Source organism: Prescottella sp. D32 (genome assembly GCF_037287305.1).
Taxonomy (GTDB): domain Bacteria; phylum Actinomycetota; class Actinomycetes; order Mycobacteriales; family Mycobacteriaceae; genus Prescottella; species Prescottella equi.
The window spans coordinates 340,920-359,399 of record NZ_JARBSW010000001.1 but is presented as its reverse complement, the minus strand read 5'-3'; the positions used below and the strand labels follow the sequence as shown (position 1 = coordinate 359,399).

Sequence of the window (18,480 nt, the reverse complement as noted above, 5' to 3'; positions counted from 1 at the left end):
CGGGCCGGCCCGCCGTCGAGCGGACGGCGGGCGGCTCGACGGCATCAGGCCTGCACGACCCCCACGACCGGAGCGAAGTCGCACGCCGGCAGATCCCGGCTGGTGTTGTCGATCATGCTGCCCGAGACCAGGAAAACGACTGTGCCCCCTCCGGTTTCGACCGTGTTCGACAGTGTGCGGGGACCGTCCGCGGGGCGCTCCTGGAACAGCGGTGCCGTTCCCGAACGCATCGTGTTCAGGTTCAACCACGACACCGTCATCGGGTCGCCGCGGAACGGCGAGGACGTCGACGTACCCAGCCCGGAGAACAACACGTTGACCGTCCCGGGCGGAATGACCGGCGTCGGCAGGCTCGTGTCGACGGCCGGCCCGGCGATGGCCTGCGCGACACCGATCGAGTCGTCGCCGAGAGCGTTGGGCAGCAGGCAGTCGGACGCCGACGTGTCGTACAGGAACGGCTGGACCACGCCCTCGGCCAGCTGCACCGAACGGGGGAAGTAGGAGGCACGCGGAACGCCGGCGGCGACCCGCCCCAGCGTCTCCAGCACCGACTGCGGGGTGAGCGCGCCGACCGGCAGTCCCGCGCCGAACGCCGTCCGGACAGCCGTCAGGTCGTCCACCGGCTCCGGCTGCGCCGCTGCGGGAGCCTGGCTACCCAGGCCCACCAGGATTCCCACCGACGCGGCAATCCCCACAATTCGTCTCATCATGCGGGGATGGTAATTCAGGGCAGCAGAACGCGTGCGATCGAGACCTGGTCCCGCGACAGGCGCCGCTCGCCGTCCTCGATGTCCCACAGAGCGTTCTGGAGGATGCGCCCGAGCGTCCAGGCTCGCGCACGATCCCGATCCAGGCTCAGCGCCTCGGTCATGAGGTCGAACCGCCAGCGGATGTCCACGTCGTCGAACCGATCGGTCAGGGCGGGCAACAGCTCGAATCCAGGGTCACCGGCGAGTGGCTTCGGATCGATTGCGAGCCACGGCTCGCGCGCGGAGCCGAGGACGTTGTCGTAGTGGAGATCCCAGTGCAACAGCTGGTTTCCGGGCTCGTCCATCACCTCACGCACAGCCGCAGCGCAGTCCAACAGCAGATCCCGTTCGCCTCGGTCATCGAGCAGACGGACAGCCGAAGCCGTCTGCGCCGACATCGCGGATGCCACGTCGCCGAGCCGGCGCAACCCGTCCGGTGCCGTGTGCGCGGTGAGGCGCGCGAGGAGTCCGGCGATGATCTTCACCGCCGCGCGGGTGTCCGCGACGCTCGACAGGTGCCGGGAGATGTCGAGGCGTTCGAGCAGCATCGCGCCGGTGTCGGTGTCGTGCGCCAGCAGCCGGACTGCGCCGTCGCCGTCCCAAATCCGCAACGCGACCGACTCGCCGACGGTTTCCTCGTCGACAGCCTGGAGTTTCAGGACGGCGGCCCGCTCGTCACCGTCCGTCACCGGCAGCACGAACGCCGCCATGCCGTGCATCGCAGGGCCGACGGGGCGGAGGTTCCAGCGCTCGAGCATCTCGTCGGCGATCCGGGGGAGGGCGGCGACGAACGCCCGGCCGGACGCACCGCCGTACCTGTGCTGTGCAGCGACGAGCGCCTCGGGAACCTCGATCATTCCTCGACCGTATCGGTGTCCCGTCAGTGCAGCCGGTCCGCCCAGTCGTCCGGCACCCGACCGGCGGGTCCGGGCACCGTCTGATCCAGCGGATGATGCTGCGGGGGAGCCAGTTCCGGACCGTCCGCGAGGCCCTGCGTCCGGTAGTCCCAGAACCAGGCCTCGCCCGGCTCGTAGCTGCGGATGATCGGATGCCCGGTCTCCTTCGCGTGCGCGCTCGCGTGCTGCGCCGGGGAGGAGTCACAGCAACCGACGTGGCCGCACGCGGCACACCGACGCAGATGGAACCACCATCCGCCGGTGGCGTCGCACTCGGTGCATCCGGCGCCGCTCGGCGGCACGCTCGGATCGATGTCGGGTGTCTCGGGCACAAGTACCTCCTCGACTCGGTCGCGCCCGGCGCCCCTCGGCGTCCGGGACGGCGTCCACGCAGCCGTTGCCGCGTTGCGCACACCACCCTACGGAATCGGGCTAACGTGCAGTACAGACGCCGTTCAACCGTACGCCGACCCGGAGGACCCGATGAGCGAGACCGACGCGAGAACTGCCCGGCACGTCGACGTCCTCGTCGTGGGTGCCGGACTGTCCGGCATCGGCGTCGCCGCCCGCCTGCGTCGCGAGCACCCCGAGCGGACCCTCGCCATCCTGGAATCGCGCGCGGCTTCCGGCGGAACCTGGGATCTGTTCCGCTACCCCGGCATTCGCTCCGACTCGGACGTCCAGACCTACGGGTACGACTTCAAGCCGTGGAAGGGCCGCAAGGCGCTCGCACCCGCCGCCGACATCCTCGGCTACATCCGTGAGACCGCCCGTGAGTACGACCTCGATCGGCACATCCACTACCACCACAGGGTGATCCGTGCCGACTGGTCACTATCCGATGCCCGCTGGACCGTGGTCGCACAGATCGGTGACACCGACGAGACCGCGACGTTCACGACGAACTGGTTGTTCTGCGCCAGCGGCTATTACAACTACGACCGGGGGTACACCCCGCAGTTGCCGGGCGTCGAGCGCTTCGCCGGGCAACTCGTGCATCCGCAGCACTGGCCCGAGGATCTGGACTACGTCGGCAAGCAGGTCGTCGTGATCGGCTCCGGGGCCACCGCCGTCACGCTCATCCCGGCGATGGCGGACGCCACGGGTCATGTCACGATGCTCCAGCGATCGCCCTCGTACATCATTCCGTTGCCGGCCGAAGACGCCCTGTCGAGTGTGTTCCGACGCGTGCTGGGCGATGAGCGCGGCTATCGGCTCACCCGGAAGAAGAACATCGCCCAGAACGTCTGGATCTACAAGCTCTGTCAACGGTTTCCGCGGCAGGCCCGGGCCGTCATCCGGTGGCTCAACAAGCGCCTGCTTCCGTCGGGTTTCGATGTCGACACCCATTTCAATCCTCGCTACGACCCGTGGGATCAGCGGCTGTGCGTCGTACCGGGCGGCGATCTGTTCGCGACGATCCGCAAGGGCAAGGCGTCGGTCGTCACCGACCGGATCGAGACCTTCACCGAGACCGGTATCGCGCTCGAGTCCGGAAGGCACCTCGACGCCGACATCGTGGTCACCGCGACGGGACTCGACCTGCTGGCGCTCGGCGGTGTGGAACTGCGACTGGACGGCGAACCCGTCGACATCACCGAGCGGCTGGCCTTCAAGGGCACGATGCTCTCCGACATCCCGAACTTCTCGTTCGCCGTCGGCTACACGAATGCCCCGTGGACGCTGAAGGTCGATCTGGTGGCCGAGTTCCTGTGCCGAGTGCTCACCGAGATGGATCGGCGCGGCGCCGATGTCGCCGTCGCGGAGAACCGCGAGGAGGGCATGGACACCCGCCCCCTGCTCGACTTCGCTGCCGGCTACGTCCAACGCTCCCTGGACCTGTGGCCGCAGGCCGGCACGAAGGACCCCTGGAACCTGCAGATGGACTACTACAAGGACGTCGCGGTCCTGCGCGACACCCCGGTCGACGACGGCACCCTGACCTTCGCCGCGGCCCAGCGGAGACCGACGGAACCGGACGGCGACCTCGTCAGCCCCGACTGACCGGTCTGCTCCGGCAACGCATGCAGCCGCGGTACCGTCGAGGTGACATCGCGAGAGCCTGGGAGCGTCATGGTGGATGCCGCGTCCGATGCACGATCCAGGCGGCGTGCACTGTTGCGTCGCCTGCGGGAACCCGCCCTACTGGCAGTCACGCTCACGGCCCTCCTGGCCGGTGGCATCGCCTGGCTCGCGGGGGCGCGCGACGTCTCGGATGCGTGCTGGATCGCCGGGACCGTCGTCGCGATCGTGCCCGCCACGTGGTGGGTGGTCGACGCCCTTCGTCACCGCCGTGTCGGCGTCGATCTCATCGCCGTGCTCTCGCTCGTCGGCACGCTTCTCGTGGGGGAGTATCTGGCGGGCGCACTGATCGGCGTGATGCTGGCGACCGGCCAGGCCCTCGACGCGGCCGCGGAACGACGCGCCACCAAGGACCTGCGCTCGCTGCTCGACCATGCGCCACGGACCGCGCGACGCCGGGTCGGCGACACCGTCGAGACCGTCCCGCTCGAAGCCGTCGTTGCCGGCGACGCCCTCGTCGTCGGTCCCGGCGAGGTGGTGCCCGTCGACGGCTGGGTCACCTCGGAGGTGGCGGTTCTCGACGAGTCCGTACTCACCGGCGAACCGCTCGCCGTGCAGCGCCGACGCGGCGAGGCGATTCGCAGCGGAACGGTCGACGCCGGTGGCGCTTTCGAGATGCAGGCGCGCACCACCGCGGACCTGAGTACGTACGCCGGAATCGTGCGCCTGGCCCAGGATGCCGCCGCCGAGAGCGCTCCCGTCGTCCGGGTCGCGGACCGCATCGCCGGCTGGTTCCTACCCGTAGCGCTGGCCGTGGCAGGTGCCGCCTGGCTACTCAGCGGCTCGGCGACCCGCGCCGTCGCCGTTCTCGTCGTCGCCACACCCTGCCCACTGCTGCTGGCCGCGCCCGTCGCGATCGTGTCGGGTCTGTCCCGCGCCTCGCGCCGCGGCGTCGTGGTCCGTAACGGCGGGGCGCTCGAGAATCTGGGGCATGCAACCACATTGGTGATGGACAAGACCGGCACGCTCACCACCGGCCGACCCACCGGGACCGATGTGCTCACCGCGCCCGGCGGTGACGCCTCCGAGGTGCTGCGCCTGGCCGCGTCGGCCGATCAGCTGTCACCGCACGTGCTCGCCGAGGCCATCGTGCAGGAGGCGAAGGTGCGGGGCCTGGACCTGTCCCTGCCGACCGACGTGGACGAGGAGGCCGGTACCGGAGTGACCGCCACCGTCGACGGACATCGCGTCAGCGTCGGCACCCTGAACCTGCCGGACGATGCTCCGGGCTGGGCCCGGTCGGCGCACGGACGGGCCGTCCTCGACGGGGCGGCAGTCGCCTGGGTCACCGTCGACGACCGGCTGACCGGCGCGATCCTGCTGATCGACCCGGTGCGCCGCGACGCCTCCCGCACCCTCCGGCGCCTCCGCGCCGCCGGCCTGAACCGGTTGGTCATGCTCACCGGGGACCGCCGCGAACCGGCGGAGGAGATCGGGGCGGTCCTCGGCCTCGACGCGGTCCGCGCCGAACAGAGCCCCGCCGACAAGGTGGCGGGGGTGCGGGCGGAACGGGAGCGAGCGGTCACCGTCATGGTCGGCGACGGGGTCAACGACGCACCCGCCCTGGCGGCCGCGACCGTCGGCGTGGCAATGGGCGCCCGCGGGTCGACGGCGACCTCCGAGGCGGCGGACGTCGTGCTCACCACGGACCGTCTCGACCACCTCGCGGACGCCATGGCGATCGCGCGACGCTCCCGGCGGATCGCGGTGCAGAGCGCGGCCGTCGGCATGGGATTGTCCTTGGTGGCCATGGGCTTCGCCGCCTTCGGCCTGTTACCACCCGCGGTCGGTGCGCTGCTCCAGGAAGGCATCGACGTGGCGGTGATCCTCAACGCGCTGCGCGCGCTGGGCGGCGATCGGGCCGAGGAGGTTCCGCTGCCCGAGGACACAGAGGCGATGCTGCATCGGTTCTCCGCCGAGCACGACGAGCTCCGCGACCAGCTCACCATCCTGCGCGACACCGCCGACCTGCTCGCAACCGGTGATCTCGAGGCCGCCCACGCCGCGCTTCGCCGCGTCGACGCCTTCCTGTTCGACACCCTCCTGCCCCACGAGGAGGCTGAGGACCGCGAGCTGTATCCGGCGCTCGCCACGCCCCTCGGCAACGCGGAGGCGACGGCGACGATGAGCCGCATGCACGCCGAGATCGACCGCCTCGCCCGTCGGTTGCGCACCCACCTCACTCGCGCCGACGGGGCCGGCGGCATCACCCCGGACCAGGTCGACGACCTACTGGCGTGCCTGTACGGACTGCACGCGCTGCTGCGGTTGCACTTCGTCCAGGAAGAGGAGAACTACTTCACCCTCGCCCCCGAATCCGACGCCGCCCCCAACAGCTGACGCCGCCGGGGACCCCCACGGCGCGGCCACCCGCCACCACGGGGCAAATCCCCCTACAGCCCCGGACGAGGCCCCACTAGCGTTCAGAAGTGCCGGCCGATTCGTCGGACGGCCCACGGCCTCCCGGACCCCCGACCTGGCGGGCCGTGGTCGGGTGGTGACGCAGAACGCGTTCGGCGTCACCACCCGATCCCCGAAAACCGCCGACACGCCGCCGTTGTTGCCACATCATCGGACGCTCGCCTACAGTGCCAACAGCGCACTCCATACGGGGTCTCCTGCAGCCTTGTCCACGTCGGGTCTGCCTGTAGCGCATCGTGCACCGGCATGTCACCCTCTCGGCGTTCTGCATCTTCGTCACGCGAATCGAACAGAACGCCGAACCGACTCGGCTCGTGTGGCTTCACGCAAGCACTCGAGCCGTTCGGCCGCCGGGCGTGCGATCCGACACCCCGACGCGGATCGCCCGTCCGGCGGTCGTCTCCTTCCCGACATTCGCCCGGGATGCGGGCATGACGGCTGTCTGGTAATCAACCAGAGCACGAAGATGTCGGGGACAGGGGAATTCAGTGGGGTATTTCGATCGTCGCGTCGTCGCGGTGACCGGTGCGGGTTCAGGGATCGGCCGCGAACTGGCTTTGCGCTTGGCGCAGTCGGGGGCATCTCTGGCACTCGCCGACATCGACTCCGCCGCACTCGACGTCACGGCCGAGACCTGCCGCCGAATCGGCGCCGACGTCGCGACCACAGCACTCGACGTCATCGACCGAACAGCGGTAGCGGCATTCGCCACCGACACCGTCGGACGGTTCGGCGGGGTCGACGTCATCGTGAACAACGCCGGGGTCCTCTTCAGCGGCAACGTAGTCGACGCCGACTATGCGGACCTCGAACATGTCGTGAACGTCGACTTCTGGGGTGTCGTCAACGGCACCAAGGAGTTCCTTCCGCACATCCTGAAGTCCGAACGCGGCCACGTCGTCAACCTGTCGTCGGCCTTCGGGCTGATGGCCGCCCCCGGCTATTCCGCATACAACGCCGCGAAGTTCGCGGTGCGCGGCTTCACCGAATCGCTCCGGCAGGAAATGGAGAGCGCCGGTCATCGTGTCAAGGTCACCTGCGTTTACCCGGGCGGGGTGCGGACTCCCATCGCACGCACGGCGCGCATTGCAGCGGGCGTCGACCACGCCGACGTCGTGGCGTCGTTCGAACAGCGGATCGCCCGCACAGACCCTGCCGATGCTGCTCGGACGATCCTGCGGGGTGTCGAACGCGGACGCCCACGCGTGCTCGTCGGTCCCGACGCCCGCGTGGTGGACGTCGTCACCCGGATCCTCGGGCCCGGCTACCAATGGCTGCTGCCCGCGGCCAAGCGCCTGGCCTCACGGTAGGCAGGTCTCGCGTGCCGCTCCTCCCGGAGCGGGTTCACATCATCACAACTGGGGGGATGAAAGTACGCATGACACCGGAGTGGTTGCTGATCGACACCTTCGGCGGTGCAGAGCCTGCACTGATCGGTCTCGGGTCGACCCCCAAACCGTTCGTCGCTCTCGATCGTCACTTCAAAACTCGCCGCGCACAGAGGAACCGGTCCCTCGACGACATCCGTTCCACGGTGCTGGAGGTCATGGCCGATCCGCACGATCGACCGATCGACCGGACCACCGACGACGGCGACCACCGGATCGTGGCCGTGCCACTGCTCAACTCGGAGGGACGCCTGCACGGCATTCACCTGTGGCGCGGTGGCGTCTCGGACGAACTTCCGAGGCGGGATCCCGTCGGCGCGTGGCACTTCAACCTGACGGCAGGAACCGCGAGCGGTAGTGAGGACCTGTTCGATCTGTACGGGGTGGCACCCGAGGACCGCAGATCCGAGGCGGCACTGTCGGGCGCGTTCAACAGGTTGGTCACCAACCACGACGAGGGTCAGGCACTCGCGAAGATAGTGCAGTCCGAGCCCGGCACCGAACACCAGGCGGTATGGAAGGTGCGGCGCGACGACGGCGTCGAACGCGCCGCACACTTCTCGTGCCGAATGCTCGACGAACGACCGGAACCGGACGCTCCCCGCGTGGTCATCCTGCGCGGCGTCACCCACGACATCGGTCCCGCCGAACACGTTTCGTCGGCACCTCCGCCGGTCATCCTCGAGCACCGAGTCCTCGACGCGGTGCTCGCCCCCGGCCACTACCACGCATACGTCGACCTGAAACGCCTCACCCTGATCAAGTGGCGCAACCAGCCGATGCCCGGGATCGCCTGGGGCAACGCTGTCGGCGAACCGAAGCCGGCAATCCACCCGGACGATCTCCCTCTCGCCAGGGCGATGGCGAAGGATCTCGCGCACCGGAAGGTCGAGGGCGTGATCCGGTGCCGCGGACTCGACGGCGCATGGAAGCCCCTGCACCTGTCGGTGGCGCTCATGGCATTCGACGAGTCCACGCACGGCGGCCTGGTCACCGTGACGGAGGCCCCGACCGTTCACGAATGAACGATCGGGGCCTGCCGCGCGAACCCGCGACAGCTAGCCGCTCGGTGTGGGGGCTGCGCTGGACGTCGTCGTCGGGGCCACGGTGGTGGTCTGCGGGGCCGGCGTGGACGCATCCGCCGGGGGCGAAACCCCTTCCGTCGCAGCTGTCGTGGTCTCGGGCACCACAACCTCCGGCGTCGTAGCGGGCGCGGGAGCCTGCGGGGTGGGCGAGGCGACTGCGGTGGCCGCCGGCGGCTGTCCGACCGAAGCGCTCGACTGCGTGGAGGACGGGGTCCCGGGGGACGGTGCTGTGGAGGACGGGGCCGCGGAGGACGTGACCTCGTCCAGTGCCGCAGCCAGTTCCGCCGCACTGGGTTTGGCCGCCGCATTAACCTGCTGTCCGTTCTGAGCCTGCTTCGCGAGGTGGGTCAGCCACGCAGCCGCGTAGTCCGCCGAGGTGAGCGGCTTACCGTTCGCCTGGTCGGCGTCGCGCCAGTAGTCGAAGTGGTGCCCGACATCCGGACCCAACGTCAGCTGGTACGGATCGCTCATGATCACCGGGATCGTGTTCTGGTTCGTCACGATCAGACCGACGATCTCCTTGAACAGCTTCTGCGGCAGGTACGCCAGCGGGGACATCTTCTCGACCTGGATCGAATCCGTCTCTCCCGAAACGGGAGTCGAGATGTCCGAATCCGTGGTTGCGTTGTCGGTACCGGTCTCCGACTGCTTCGTCGTCGTGATCGGCGGCGCGGTGGGCCGGGTGTACGACGGATTCGACACCGTGAGCAATACGTCCAGGAACGTCTCGTCGTTCTGCATCCAGTCCGGCTGCGCCTGGATGTGCGCGAAGGCGTCGAGCGCGATCCGGGAAAGGACCGTTGCGACGTCGATGCCGGTGGCCGGCGTCAACTGTTCCCGCTCGAGTGCGTCGATGTTCAACTGTCGGCCCACGTTCACCACCAGCTGCAACAACGAGATGTTCTGCGGCGCTGCACAGGTGAGGTCACCGTCCGAGCAGAACGACGCGATGCGTCCGGCCAGTGCACCGAAATCGGAGCCCCCGGTATCCGGTGTCACACCCTGACCGGGGACCGGGTTCCTGCCGTTCTGGTACTTCACGTCGAAGCCGTCCGGATTGGTGAACGGGTTCTTCGCACCGGGGAACGGGCCCTGCCCCTCCGCGCGACCGGCATCGGCGAGGATGACGACCCCGACCACGTTCGCCGGATCGACGATGCCGTAACCACCTTCGGCGTTCGCGTCCTGGTGGCCGACGTTCATCGCGACGCGGCGGGCCACGTCGGCGCCCTCGCTGTAGCCGACGATCGCGAACTTGGTGTCCGGGCAGGACGCCCGAATCGCCTTGATCACCGATTCGGTGTTCGCGACACCGGTGGTCACGGCGTTCTCGTAGCTGGCCATGTCCGCCGGGTAGGCGATGTACATCGCGGCGTACGAGCCCGGCGCGACCGCCTTCAGCGGCGCATTGGACGCCTGGTCGATCCAGTCACTGACGTAGTCGTCCGCCGAGGCCGCCGGCAACTCCCGGCCGTTCGCGTCGACGAGCATCTTCGTGGTGCCGGAGCGAGGCGTGTCACCGCGTCCCGCGATCGACAAGGTCACCATGTCGTGGCAATCGGTGGTCGACGCCGTCAGCGCGGTGTCCATGGTGCGCGGCGGGGCGGACCACAACGCCCACGTCAGAACCACCAGCAACGCCACCCCCAGTGCGATCGGGGTGAGCACCCGCGTCGCGCCGCGATGCCGCTCGAGAAAGCCGTGAATAGCCATGTCCACTCCCCAAACCCGACTCACGGAAGACACGTGGACAGCCCCCCGGTCCGCGCGTCACGTCATGGAGGAAGTCGGGCGGTCGACCGGACGCGTTACATCACGGCCGTGCACACTCCCGGCATCGTCACGCGCTCGGCAATTCGGACGCCCTGTCCTCGAGCCTCTTCCGTTCCCGGACGTTGGCTGTCAGTTCGGCCGCCGCCTCGAACTCCGCGCGCGCCTCCCGGTTCCGGCCGAGGCGAACGAGGAGTTCCGCGCGGGTCGCGCACAGGAACCGGTATCCGGCGAGCCGCCCGTCCGCGACGAGACCGTCGACGATCTCGAGCGCCGCACCGGGCCCGGACGCCATCGCCACCGCGGCAGCCCGGTTGAGGTCGACGACGGGGGAGGGCGCGAGCCTCCCCAGTGCCTCGTACAGCAGCACGATCCGCTCCCAGTCGGTGTCGTCCACGGACGGTGCAACCGCATGGCATTCCGCGATCGCCGCCTGCAGCGCGTAGGCACCGCGGCCGCGTCCCAGCTCGTCGGAGCGGGCGAGGGCGGCCCGGCCACGCGTGATCGCGCCCCGGTCCCAGCGTCGTCGGTCCTGGTCGGCGAGCAGCACCGGGTCACCGTTCGCGTCGAGCCGGGCCGGGAACCGGGCCGCCGTCAGTTCCATCAGCGCAACCAGCGCGTGCGGCTCGGGTTCGCGCGGCACGAGCTCGACGAGCACCCGGCCGAGCCGCAGCGCCTCCCGGCTCAGCTCCGGGCGCATCCAGTCGTCGCCGGCGCTCGCCGAATGCCCCTCGTTGAACACGAGATACAGCACCCCGAGCACCGTTCCCAGCCGCTCCGCGAACTCGGTGCGCTCGGGCACCGCGAACGGCACCTTCGCGGCGGCCAGGGTCTTCTTGGCCCGCACGATCCGCTGCTGCACCGTCGACGTCGGCACCAGGAAGGCGCGGGCGATCTCCTCGCTCGACAGGCCGCCGACCACCTTGAGCGTCAATGCAACCCGGGCCTCGCGGGACAGCACCGGATGGCACGAGACGAACACCAACCGCAGGACGTCGTCGTCGATCCGGTCGGGGTCCCACGGCAACTCGTCCGACGAGGGATCCTCCTCCGTCCCGAGGTCGTGGGCGATCGCGGCGAGACGCTCGTCATACCGTTCCTGCCGGCGCCAGCCGTCGATCGCGCGGCGCTTCGCGACGGCCGTCAGCCACGCGCCGGGGTTGGCGGGGACACCCGTCTGTGGCCACTGTGCGAGCGCGTCGGCCAGTGCGTCCTGCGCGAGATCCTCGGCGCGGCCGAAGTCACCGACCATGCGGGTGAGTGTCGCAACGATGCGGGCGGACTCGATCCGCCACACCGCCGCGACGGAGCGTCGCGCAGACTCCGCAGACTCCGGTGGTTCCGCGCGACGCTCGGTCGGGATGTCGGGCATACGGTCAGGCCTTGCGGTTCTCGAGTTCCTCGCGCCAGCCCTCTTCCTTCTCGATCCACTCGTTGTCCTGAGGGAAGTCCTCGGGGCCGGTCACCCGGCGCACCTCGAGCTTGGTTCCGGGTCCGAGCGGAGCGCGCTTGGCCCACTCGGCGGCCTCCTCCTTGGACGCGACCTCGAGGATCCAGAAGCCGTTGAACAGTTCCTTCGTCTCACCGTAAGGGCCGTCGGTCACCAGCGGGGTCTCGCTTGTGAAGTCGACGACGAAGCCTTCCTGCGCGTCGGAGAGACCCTCGCCGGCGAGCAGCACACCGGCCTTCATCATCGCCTCGTTGTACTTGCCCATGTCCTCGATGATCTGCTCGAACGGGATGTCCTTCGACGCCTCGATCGCCTCGTCGGTGACGCGCATGATCAGCATGTACTTCATGTGTCCGCTCCTTCGTCCGGGGTCGCGAATCGACCCTCTCATCCAGGACGTCGAACGGGAAGACGGCGGATCGACAGGTGCCGAGAATTATTTTTCGGGGGCCGGTAGTCCGGGCTCTCGGCATCGCTCTCCGCGTCGCGGCGTCGGTTTCGTGGCGTCGGTTACGTGACGTCAGAGCAGCGCGGCGACCTGTTCGGCCGTGGCCGCGGCCGACTGCGGATTCTGACCGGTCACCAGACGTCCGTCGACGACGACCTTGGAGGTGAAGGGCAGCGTGCCCCGCTCGTAGAGCGCACCGCGCTGCTTCATCTCCTCCTCCGCGTTGTACGGCACCTTCCTCGACACCCTGGCCAGCACCTCCTCCCGCCACGAGAAGCCGGTGAGCCGGCGTCCCGCGACGAGCAGCGTGCCGTCGGACAGCTTCGCGTTCAGCAGGCCGCAGTAGCCGTGGCAGACGGAGGACACGACCCCGCCGTGTTCCCAGATGTCGCAGGTGAGGCGCTGCAGGCCCAGACTGTCCGGGAAATCCCACATGACGGCGTGTCCGCCGGTGAGATAGATCGCGTCGAAGTCCGCGGTGTCGATCTCGTCCGGTCGCGCCGTGTCCGCCAGCAACGCCATGCGGGCCTCGTCGGCCAGCCACGCCTTCGCCGTCGCATCGATGTTCGGCCATTTGAGCGAGCGTGGCTCGAGCGGCGAACGCCCACCCTTGGGGCTGACGATGCGCTGCTCGAACCCGCGCTTCTCGAATACCTCCCAGGCGTGGGTCAACTCCGACAGCCACAAGCCGGTCGGCTCGGAGGGATCGTCGTAGTGCGCGACGTTGCTGACGACGTGCAGTATGCGCCTGGTCAAGGTCGGTCCTCCCTGTCGGCCGAGTCGTGTCCACCGTATCGAGTGCCGCGTCCATCGCCCGGGCAATCGCCGCAAACGCCACATGCGGCCCGTACGCTGGATCGAGGGGAAGGAGGCGGTTGTGACGACGACACCGGAGACGACGGTCGACGACATACTGGCCGAGCTGGCAGCCCTCGAGGATCCGAAGATCCGTGCGGTCAACGAACGGCACGGGGACGATCACGGCGTCAACCTCACCGCGCTGCGGGCGGTGGCCAAGCGCCTGAAGACGCAGCACGCCCTCGCGGGGCAGCTGTGGGGGACCGGCGACACCGCGGCCCGGCTCGTCGCGATCCTGATCAGCCGCCCCAAGGCCTACAGCGCAGCGGAACTGGATGCCATGCTCCGCGATGCGCGGGTCCCCAAGGTGCACGGATGGCTCGTGAGCAACGTCGTGAAGAAGAACGCGCATGTCGAAGAACTGCGGACCGCGTGGCTCGCCGATCCCGACCCCGCCGTCGCCGCCGCCGGATGGACGCTCACCAGCGATCGTGTCGCGAAATCGCCTGAGGGGCTCGATCTTTCCGGGCTACTCGACACCATCGAGACCCGAATGAAGGACGCCCCCGAGCGCCTGCAGTGGGCGATGAACGAGTGCCTGGCCACCATCGGCATCCACCACCGCGAACTCCGGGCGCGGGCGATCGACATCGGCGAGAGACTCGAAGTCCTGAAGGACTATCCGACGCCGCCGAACTGCACCTCGCCCTTCGCGCCGGTCTGGATCGACGAGATGGTGCGCCGACGGGAACCGAAGTAGGTCACGGGGTACCGACGGATCTCGGTGGCCGGTCGGTAGGACTCCGGTCGGCGACCGTGCCGTCCACTCCGCGGGGAGCCGGCGCCCAGGACGGTCGCCAGGCGCCCACGGCGAGGGGCGTCAGAGCGCTCAGGTGGTCGACGATCCCGCTTAGCGCCGGGTGGGCGCCGGTAGCCCGCATGAGGAGCGAGATCGGGTATGCGAGAGTTGGATTCACGATCGGAATTCGCCGCAGATCGTAGTGCACCGGCCAGAGATACCGATCGCGCGCGGCGATCAGGGTGGCAACGTCGGCGGAGTCGGCGAGCGTGTCGAGGAGAACCTCGTTGCCGAAGTTCGGACCGGCGGCGTCGATGCGGAGGTCGAACGCGGTGGCGAGTTGATCGTAGAACTCCGACCATTCGCTGCCGGGCACCATTCCCGGCACCCAGATCCGATGCCGACGCAGTTGCGGCGGCGTCAGCGTCCGTGCGGAGGCCAGTGGGTGCCGTGGCCCGACGAGAAGCTCGAGCGGCGAGTCGAACGCGGGGATCATCCGCACGTCGCGTGGCAACATCGCCGGATCGGTGACCGAGCGGAAGGAAGCGTCGATCTCACCCGCTTCGACGGCGGCCACCGCCACCCGCGGGTCGTCGACCTTGAGGGTCACCACGTCGAGCTCGACGTCGGGGTGCATCCGCCAATACTCGTGCAGGACAACGGCCTGCGCGGACCTCAGCCCGAGGACGTCGATGCGCAGCGCCCGCGACCCGGGCCTCACCGCGGCGACTGCCCGGTCGACGCCCGCGACGATGCCCCGCGCGTGAGGCAGGAACGCCTGGCCGTCGAGCGTCAGCTGGACGCCCCGAGGCGTGCGGGTGAACAGTCGCACGCCCAGCTCGCGCTCGAGAGCCGCGATCCGCTTCGAGACGGCCTGCTGAGTCACCCCCAGTTCGTCCGCCGCATGCCGTAGTTGCCCGAGCTCGGCGGCCCGGACGAACGAACGCAAGCCCTCGGTGTCCATCTTCCGAGCCTATGCCCGCACAACCGAACGTTGTGGCGCACCGCTTCCCGCGTTGTTTGATCCGGCACGGACGCAGCTGTTCTCATTCGAGACCCGCGGATCGGTTGTCGGAGAGGAGGCGCATGGACGGGTCGTCGCGACGCAACCTCGGCCGGCTGTGGTCGGCCTACGCGGTCAGCACCTACGGCACCTGGATCGCGTTCGGGGCCTTTCCCCTCATCGCGGTGCAGGTGCTGCACTCCACGGCTTTCGCCGTCTCGCTGCTCGAAGCCGCCGGACTCACCGTCGCCGCGCTCGCCGCGGTCCCGCTGGCACCGTGGGTCGAGCGCTGCGCCAAGCGGCCGGTGATGGTCGCGGCGGATCTGACCCGGTTCCTCGCGACGGCGAGCGTGCCCCTCGCGTACGCCCTGGGTGTGCTGACCTACGGACAACTGCTGATCGTCTCGGTCGCGTCGGGTACAGCCGGCATCGTCTTCACCGCCGCCTCCGGGGCCTACCTGAAACACCTCGTCCGCGGCGAGCATCTGCTCGTCGCGAACGCCAGGTTCGAGGGGACGAGTTGGATGGCGACCGCGATGGGGCCACCGCTCGGCGGGGCGCTGGTGGGGTTGCTCGGACCCGTCGTCACCGTCGCCGTCGACGCCCTCAGCTTTCTGCTGTCCGCGCTCGGAATCCGCCGCATCCGTGGGGACGACGTCGCGCTGCCCCTCGATCCGATCGCGGTGATGCGTGCCGGCGACCTGCTGGCCGGGTGGCGATTCATCCTCCACGACCGTGTCCTGCGCTGCCTGTTCCTCAACTCGGTCACGGTCGGTAGTCTGATCATGGCCGCGGTTCCCGTCCTGACGGTTCTCCTGCTCGACGAATATCGTTTCCCGGCTTGGCAATACGGACTCCTTTTCGGCGTCCCGGCGCTCGGCGGTCTCGTCGGCGCCCGCCTCTCCGCGCGTCTCGTCGCCCGCTACGGGCGGCACCGGGTGATGACCGTCTCCGGCTGGTTGCGCTCCGTTTTTCCACTGGGCCTCGCGCTCGTCCGACCGGGCGTCACCGGCCTGCTCACGGTGATCGTCGTCGAGAGCCTGTTGATCGTCTGCATGGGCGTCTTCAACCCCGTCAACGCGACCGAACGCCTGCGCCGCACCCCCGCCGATCACACCGCGCGGGTCCTCACCGCGTGGAGCGTCAGCAGCAGGCTCGCCCAGGCCGCCCTCGTCGCGGCCTGGGGCGTCCTGGCCACGCTGACCAGTCCGCTCGCGGCGATCACCGCGTCCGGCGTCCTGCTTCTCGCGACGCCACTTCTGTTGCCGAGACGAGCCGATGTGCCCGACGCCGCCGACGGGGCGCCGGTGGCGTGACTCAGCCCTCCGTGACGTCCGCGTCGTGCGGGCCCTCGCTGTGCACCTTCAGATACCCGTCGGTGCTGTTGCCGAACAGTTCCCCGCGACCGGGCCCGAAATCGGTCAGACCGGCCAGGAACTCCTCCGGTGTCGCGGTCGTCTTCTCGTGCAGATGGATCGTCGTCATGGCGTATTCCTCGACAGTCGAGTGATCCGCCCCGGTCCCCGAGACCGGGGCAGTGACCTATTTAGAACACCACGCTCGCGGACGCCACGGAAGAGTCGGAGACGATCAGCCCATCTCCGCGTGCCGGTAGCACCACCGCCACGTCTCACCCGGTTCGTGGGAACGCATGACCGGGTGTCCCGTCTGCGCGAAATGCGCGGTCGCGTGCCGATGCGGGCTCGAATCGCAGCATCCGACGTGCCCACAGGTGAGACACATCCGCAGGTGCGCCCAGTTCTGTTCGCCGAGCGCCGCACACTCCTCGCAGCGACCGGGCGTCCTCGCCGCGGGGTCCGCGCCGGTGGCCTCCGCAAGCTCCACGCACGACGTGCCGGTGGCCGGATCCGAGGATCCGGCCCTGATGGCGTCCGCCGCACGTCGGAGTGCTCTCTTCATCACCTCCCATCCTGCATGCTTCAAGGAGCGATATCCACACCGGAAACGTCGGACGGAGAACCGCCGTGAACGTGGCCCTGCTCGCCGTCGCGGTGGTGGCGCTGCTCACCGCCGCCGTCGCGCGCCGGTTGAACTGGTCGGCGCCGCTGCTGCTGGTCCTGGTCGGCCTGGCCGGATCACAGATCCCGGGGTTGCCCGACACCGCACTCGATCCCGATCTCGTGTTGTACGCGGTGCTGCCGCCCCTGCTCTACTCCGCTGCCCTAGACAGCTCGTCGCCGGCGATGCGCCGCAATGCGCGTCCCATCGCGCTGCTCGCCATCGGGTTGCCGCTGGCCACCACGGCTGTCGTCGGGCTCGTCGCCTACCTCGTCATTCCCCAGTTCCCGCTCGCCGCCGCGTTGGTGCTCGGGGCGGTGGTGGCCCCACCGGATGCCGTGTCCGCCAGTGCGATCGGACGCCGACTCGGCCTGCCCCGGCGAATCATGACGCTGCTCGGCGGGGAGAGCCTGCTCAACGACGCGACCGCGCTCACCGCGTACCGGGTCGCGCTCGCCGCGGCGATCGGCACCGGAGTGACACTCCTGGAAGGAGTCCGCACGTTCCTCGGCGCCGCCATCGGCGGAACCCTGATCGGCTTCGCGGTGGGAGTGGTCGTCGCCGCGATCCGGTCTCGGCTCTCGGATCCGGTGATGGAGAGCGGGATCGGCCTGATCGTCCCGTTCGTGGCCTACCTGACCGCCGAGGAGGTCCACAGCTCCGGGGTGATCGCCGTCGTCGTCGCCGGGCTGTATCTCGGCCAGCGGTCGACCAGTGCCGGCTACGCGACCCGCCTACAGGACACCGCGGTGTGGAAGGCCGTCGACGTCGTCCTCGAGTCGTTCGTGTTTCTCCTGATCGGATTGCAGCTGCCGGGCGTCGTACGGGCACTGCACGATCGCAGTGCGATCGAGGTGGTGGGCGCGTCCGCGGCCGTACTCGCCACCGTGATTCTGGTGCGGGTGGTGTGGGTGTATCCCGCGGCTTACCTGCCCCGCATGATGTCCGCGCGCATCCGCGAGCGGGAGCCTGCGCCGAGCCTGCGAGCGGTGTTCGTACTCGCATGGTCCGGGATGCGCGGCGTGGTCTCGCTGGCCGCGGCCTTCGCTATTCCGCTCACGGTCAACTCGGGCGCCCCCTTCCCCGGACGCGACATGATCCTGTTCATCACGTTCGTCGTCGTGGTCGGCACCCTGCTGCTGCACGGGCTGACCCTGCCGTGGCTCATCACTCGCCTCGGAGTCGACAATTCCGAGGAACGCCGCAGGGACGCAGTCACCCTCGCCGCCGCACAGGACAAGGCGGCGCGGGCCGCGACGGAGGTGCTCGACCAACTGGTCGCCGACACCGACGGTGACCCGGCCGCCGTCCGGCAGCGCGCGGCGGAGATTCTGCGGGCGTGGAGCGAACACCGCGCCAACGCGGCATGGGAACGACTGGGCCGCAGCGATGCGGAGCTGGGCGAGAGTCCGTCCGCCGCCTTCCGCGCACTACGTCTGCAGATGCTCGAGACCGAGCGCGGCGTCTTCATCGCCGAACGCGACACCGGCCGCATCGACGACGACGTGCTGCGCCAGGTGTTGCGCGAACTCGATCTCGAGGAGGCGACGCTGAACCGGGAGTAGAGCCACC

General features: G+C 69.3%; 17 protein-coding genes. 7 read left to right on the top strand and 10 right to left on the bottom strand.

Annotated elements, in window-relative coordinates:
• Nucleotides 1-44: 44 nt before the first annotated feature.
• Genes PSS76_RS01630 through PSS76_RS01620 form a run of 3 tightly spaced genes read right to left on the bottom strand, consistent with a single transcriptional unit; the run spans nucleotide 45 to nucleotide 1,977 of the window.
• Nucleotides 45-710, bottom strand: coding sequence for an Rv1157c family protein (locus tag PSS76_RS01630; RefSeq protein ID WP_337455778.1), 666 nt, complete (start codon nucleotides 708-710; stop codon nucleotides 45-47).
• A gap of 14 nt (nucleotides 711-724) precedes the next feature.
• A complete protein-coding gene (locus PSS76_RS01625) occupies nucleotides 725-1,606 on the bottom strand; it encodes an aminoglycoside phosphotransferase family protein (protein WP_084924316.1) in 882 nt (293 codons plus the stop codon).
• Between the two features lie 23 nt (nucleotides 1,607-1,629).
• Nucleotides 1,630-1,977 carry a UBP-type zinc finger domain-containing protein gene (locus tag PSS76_RS01620; RefSeq protein WP_005516798.1) on the bottom strand — a complete coding sequence of 116 codons (348 nt, stop codon included), beginning with the start codon at nucleotides 1,975-1,977 and terminating at the stop codon, nucleotides 1,630-1,632.
• A 151-nt stretch (nucleotides 1,978-2,128) separates the two neighbouring features.
• Here PSS76_RS01620 and PSS76_RS01615 point away from each other — a divergent pair, with 151 nt between their 5' ends.
• The 4 genes from PSS76_RS01615 to PSS76_RS01600 all read left to right on the top strand — a co-directional run bounded on the left by PSS76_RS01615 (nucleotide 2,129) and on the right by PSS76_RS01600 (nucleotide 8,561).
• Nucleotides 2,129-3,649: a flavin-containing monooxygenase gene (locus PSS76_RS01615; protein ID WP_005516795.1), complete on the top strand. Its 1,521-nt coding sequence runs from the start codon at nucleotides 2,129-2,131 to the stop codon at nucleotides 3,647-3,649.
• A gap of 69 nt (nucleotides 3,650-3,718) precedes the next feature.
• Entirely contained in the window at nucleotides 3,719-6,067 is a 2,349-nt protein-coding gene (locus PSS76_RS01610; RefSeq protein WP_069855390.1) for a heavy metal translocating P-type ATPase, read from the top strand.
• A 569-nt stretch (nucleotides 6,068-6,636) separates the two neighbouring features.
• Nucleotides 6,637-7,458 (top strand): SDR family NAD(P)-dependent oxidoreductase, encoded by an 822-nt coding sequence (locus tag PSS76_RS01605; protein ID WP_337455775.1) that lies wholly within the window; start codon nucleotides 6,637-6,639, stop codon nucleotides 7,456-7,458.
• A gap of 68 nt (nucleotides 7,459-7,526) precedes the next feature.
• Nucleotides 7,527-8,561 (top strand): GAF domain-containing protein, encoded by a 1,035-nt coding sequence (locus PSS76_RS01600; protein WP_069855389.1) that lies wholly within the window; start codon nucleotides 7,527-7,529, stop codon nucleotides 8,559-8,561.
• A 33-nt stretch (nucleotides 8,562-8,594) separates the two neighbouring features.
• Here the strand turns inward: PSS76_RS01600 and PSS76_RS01595 are convergent, their stop codons facing one another.
• The 4 genes from PSS76_RS01595 to PSS76_RS01580 all read right to left on the bottom strand — a co-directional run bounded on the left by PSS76_RS01595 (nucleotide 8,595) and on the right by PSS76_RS01580 (nucleotide 13,045).
• On the bottom strand, nucleotides 8,595-10,334 hold the full coding sequence (locus PSS76_RS01595; RefSeq protein ID WP_069855388.1) for a cutinase family protein: 1,740 nt from the start codon (nucleotides 10,332-10,334) through the stop codon (nucleotides 8,595-8,597).
• A gap of 127 nt (nucleotides 10,335-10,461) precedes the next feature.
• Complete coding sequence (locus tag PSS76_RS01590) at nucleotides 10,462-11,763, bottom strand: RNA polymerase sigma factor (protein ID WP_013417603.1); 1,302 nt, start codon at nucleotides 11,761-11,763, stop codon at nucleotides 10,462-10,464.
• A gap of 4 nt (nucleotides 11,764-11,767) precedes the next feature.
• Nucleotides 11,768-12,190 (bottom strand): YciI family protein, encoded by a 423-nt coding sequence (locus PSS76_RS01585; RefSeq protein WP_005516784.1) that lies wholly within the window; start codon nucleotides 12,188-12,190, stop codon nucleotides 11,768-11,770.
• Between the two features lie 171 nt (nucleotides 12,191-12,361).
• Nucleotides 12,362-13,045 carry a type 1 glutamine amidotransferase domain-containing protein gene (locus tag PSS76_RS01580; RefSeq protein ID WP_005516783.1) on the bottom strand — a complete coding sequence of 228 codons (684 nt, stop codon included), beginning with the start codon at nucleotides 13,043-13,045 and terminating at the stop codon, nucleotides 12,362-12,364.
• Between the two features lie 82 nt (nucleotides 13,046-13,127).
• Between PSS76_RS01580 and PSS76_RS01575 the strand changes: the two genes are divergently transcribed.
• The gene (locus tag PSS76_RS01575) at nucleotides 13,128-13,847 is read left to right on the top strand and encodes a DNA alkylation repair protein (protein WP_064076380.1); all 720 of its coding nucleotides are present in this window, start codon (nucleotides 13,128-13,130) and stop codon (nucleotides 13,845-13,847) included.
• 1 nt (nucleotide 13,848) lies between these two features.
• Here the strand turns inward: PSS76_RS01575 and PSS76_RS01570 are convergent, their stop codons facing one another.
• Nucleotides 13,849-14,850 (bottom strand): LysR family transcriptional regulator, encoded by a 1,002-nt coding sequence (locus tag PSS76_RS01570; RefSeq protein WP_064059472.1) that lies wholly within the window; start codon nucleotides 14,848-14,850, stop codon nucleotides 13,849-13,851.
• Nucleotides 14,851-14,972: 122 nt separating this feature from the next.
• Between PSS76_RS01570 and PSS76_RS01565 the strand changes: the two genes are divergently transcribed.
• A complete protein-coding gene (locus tag PSS76_RS01565) occupies nucleotides 14,973-16,205 on the top strand; it encodes an MFS transporter (RefSeq protein WP_064076382.1) in 1,233 nt (410 codons plus the stop codon).
• A 1-nt stretch (nucleotide 16,206) separates the two neighbouring features.
• Here PSS76_RS01565 and PSS76_RS01560 read toward each other — a convergent pair whose 3' ends face one another.
• Nucleotides 16,207-16,374: a hypothetical protein gene (locus PSS76_RS01560; RefSeq protein WP_013417608.1), complete on the bottom strand. Its 168-nt coding sequence runs from the start codon at nucleotides 16,372-16,374 to the stop codon at nucleotides 16,207-16,209.
• A 105-nt stretch (nucleotides 16,375-16,479) separates the two neighbouring features.
• Nucleotides 16,480-16,809, bottom strand: a complete 330-nt coding sequence (locus PSS76_RS01555) for a UBP-type zinc finger domain-containing protein (protein WP_022598545.1) — start codon at nucleotides 16,807-16,809, stop codon at nucleotides 16,480-16,482.
• 65 nt (nucleotides 16,810-16,874) lie between these two features.
• On the opposite strand from PSS76_RS01555, the gene PSS76_RS01550 reads away from it, so the two are divergent.
• Nucleotides 16,875-18,473, top strand: a complete 1,599-nt coding sequence (locus PSS76_RS01550) for a Na+/H+ antiporter (protein WP_005516777.1) — start codon at nucleotides 16,875-16,877, stop codon at nucleotides 18,471-18,473.
• Nucleotides 18,474-18,480: the final 7 nt, after the last annotated feature.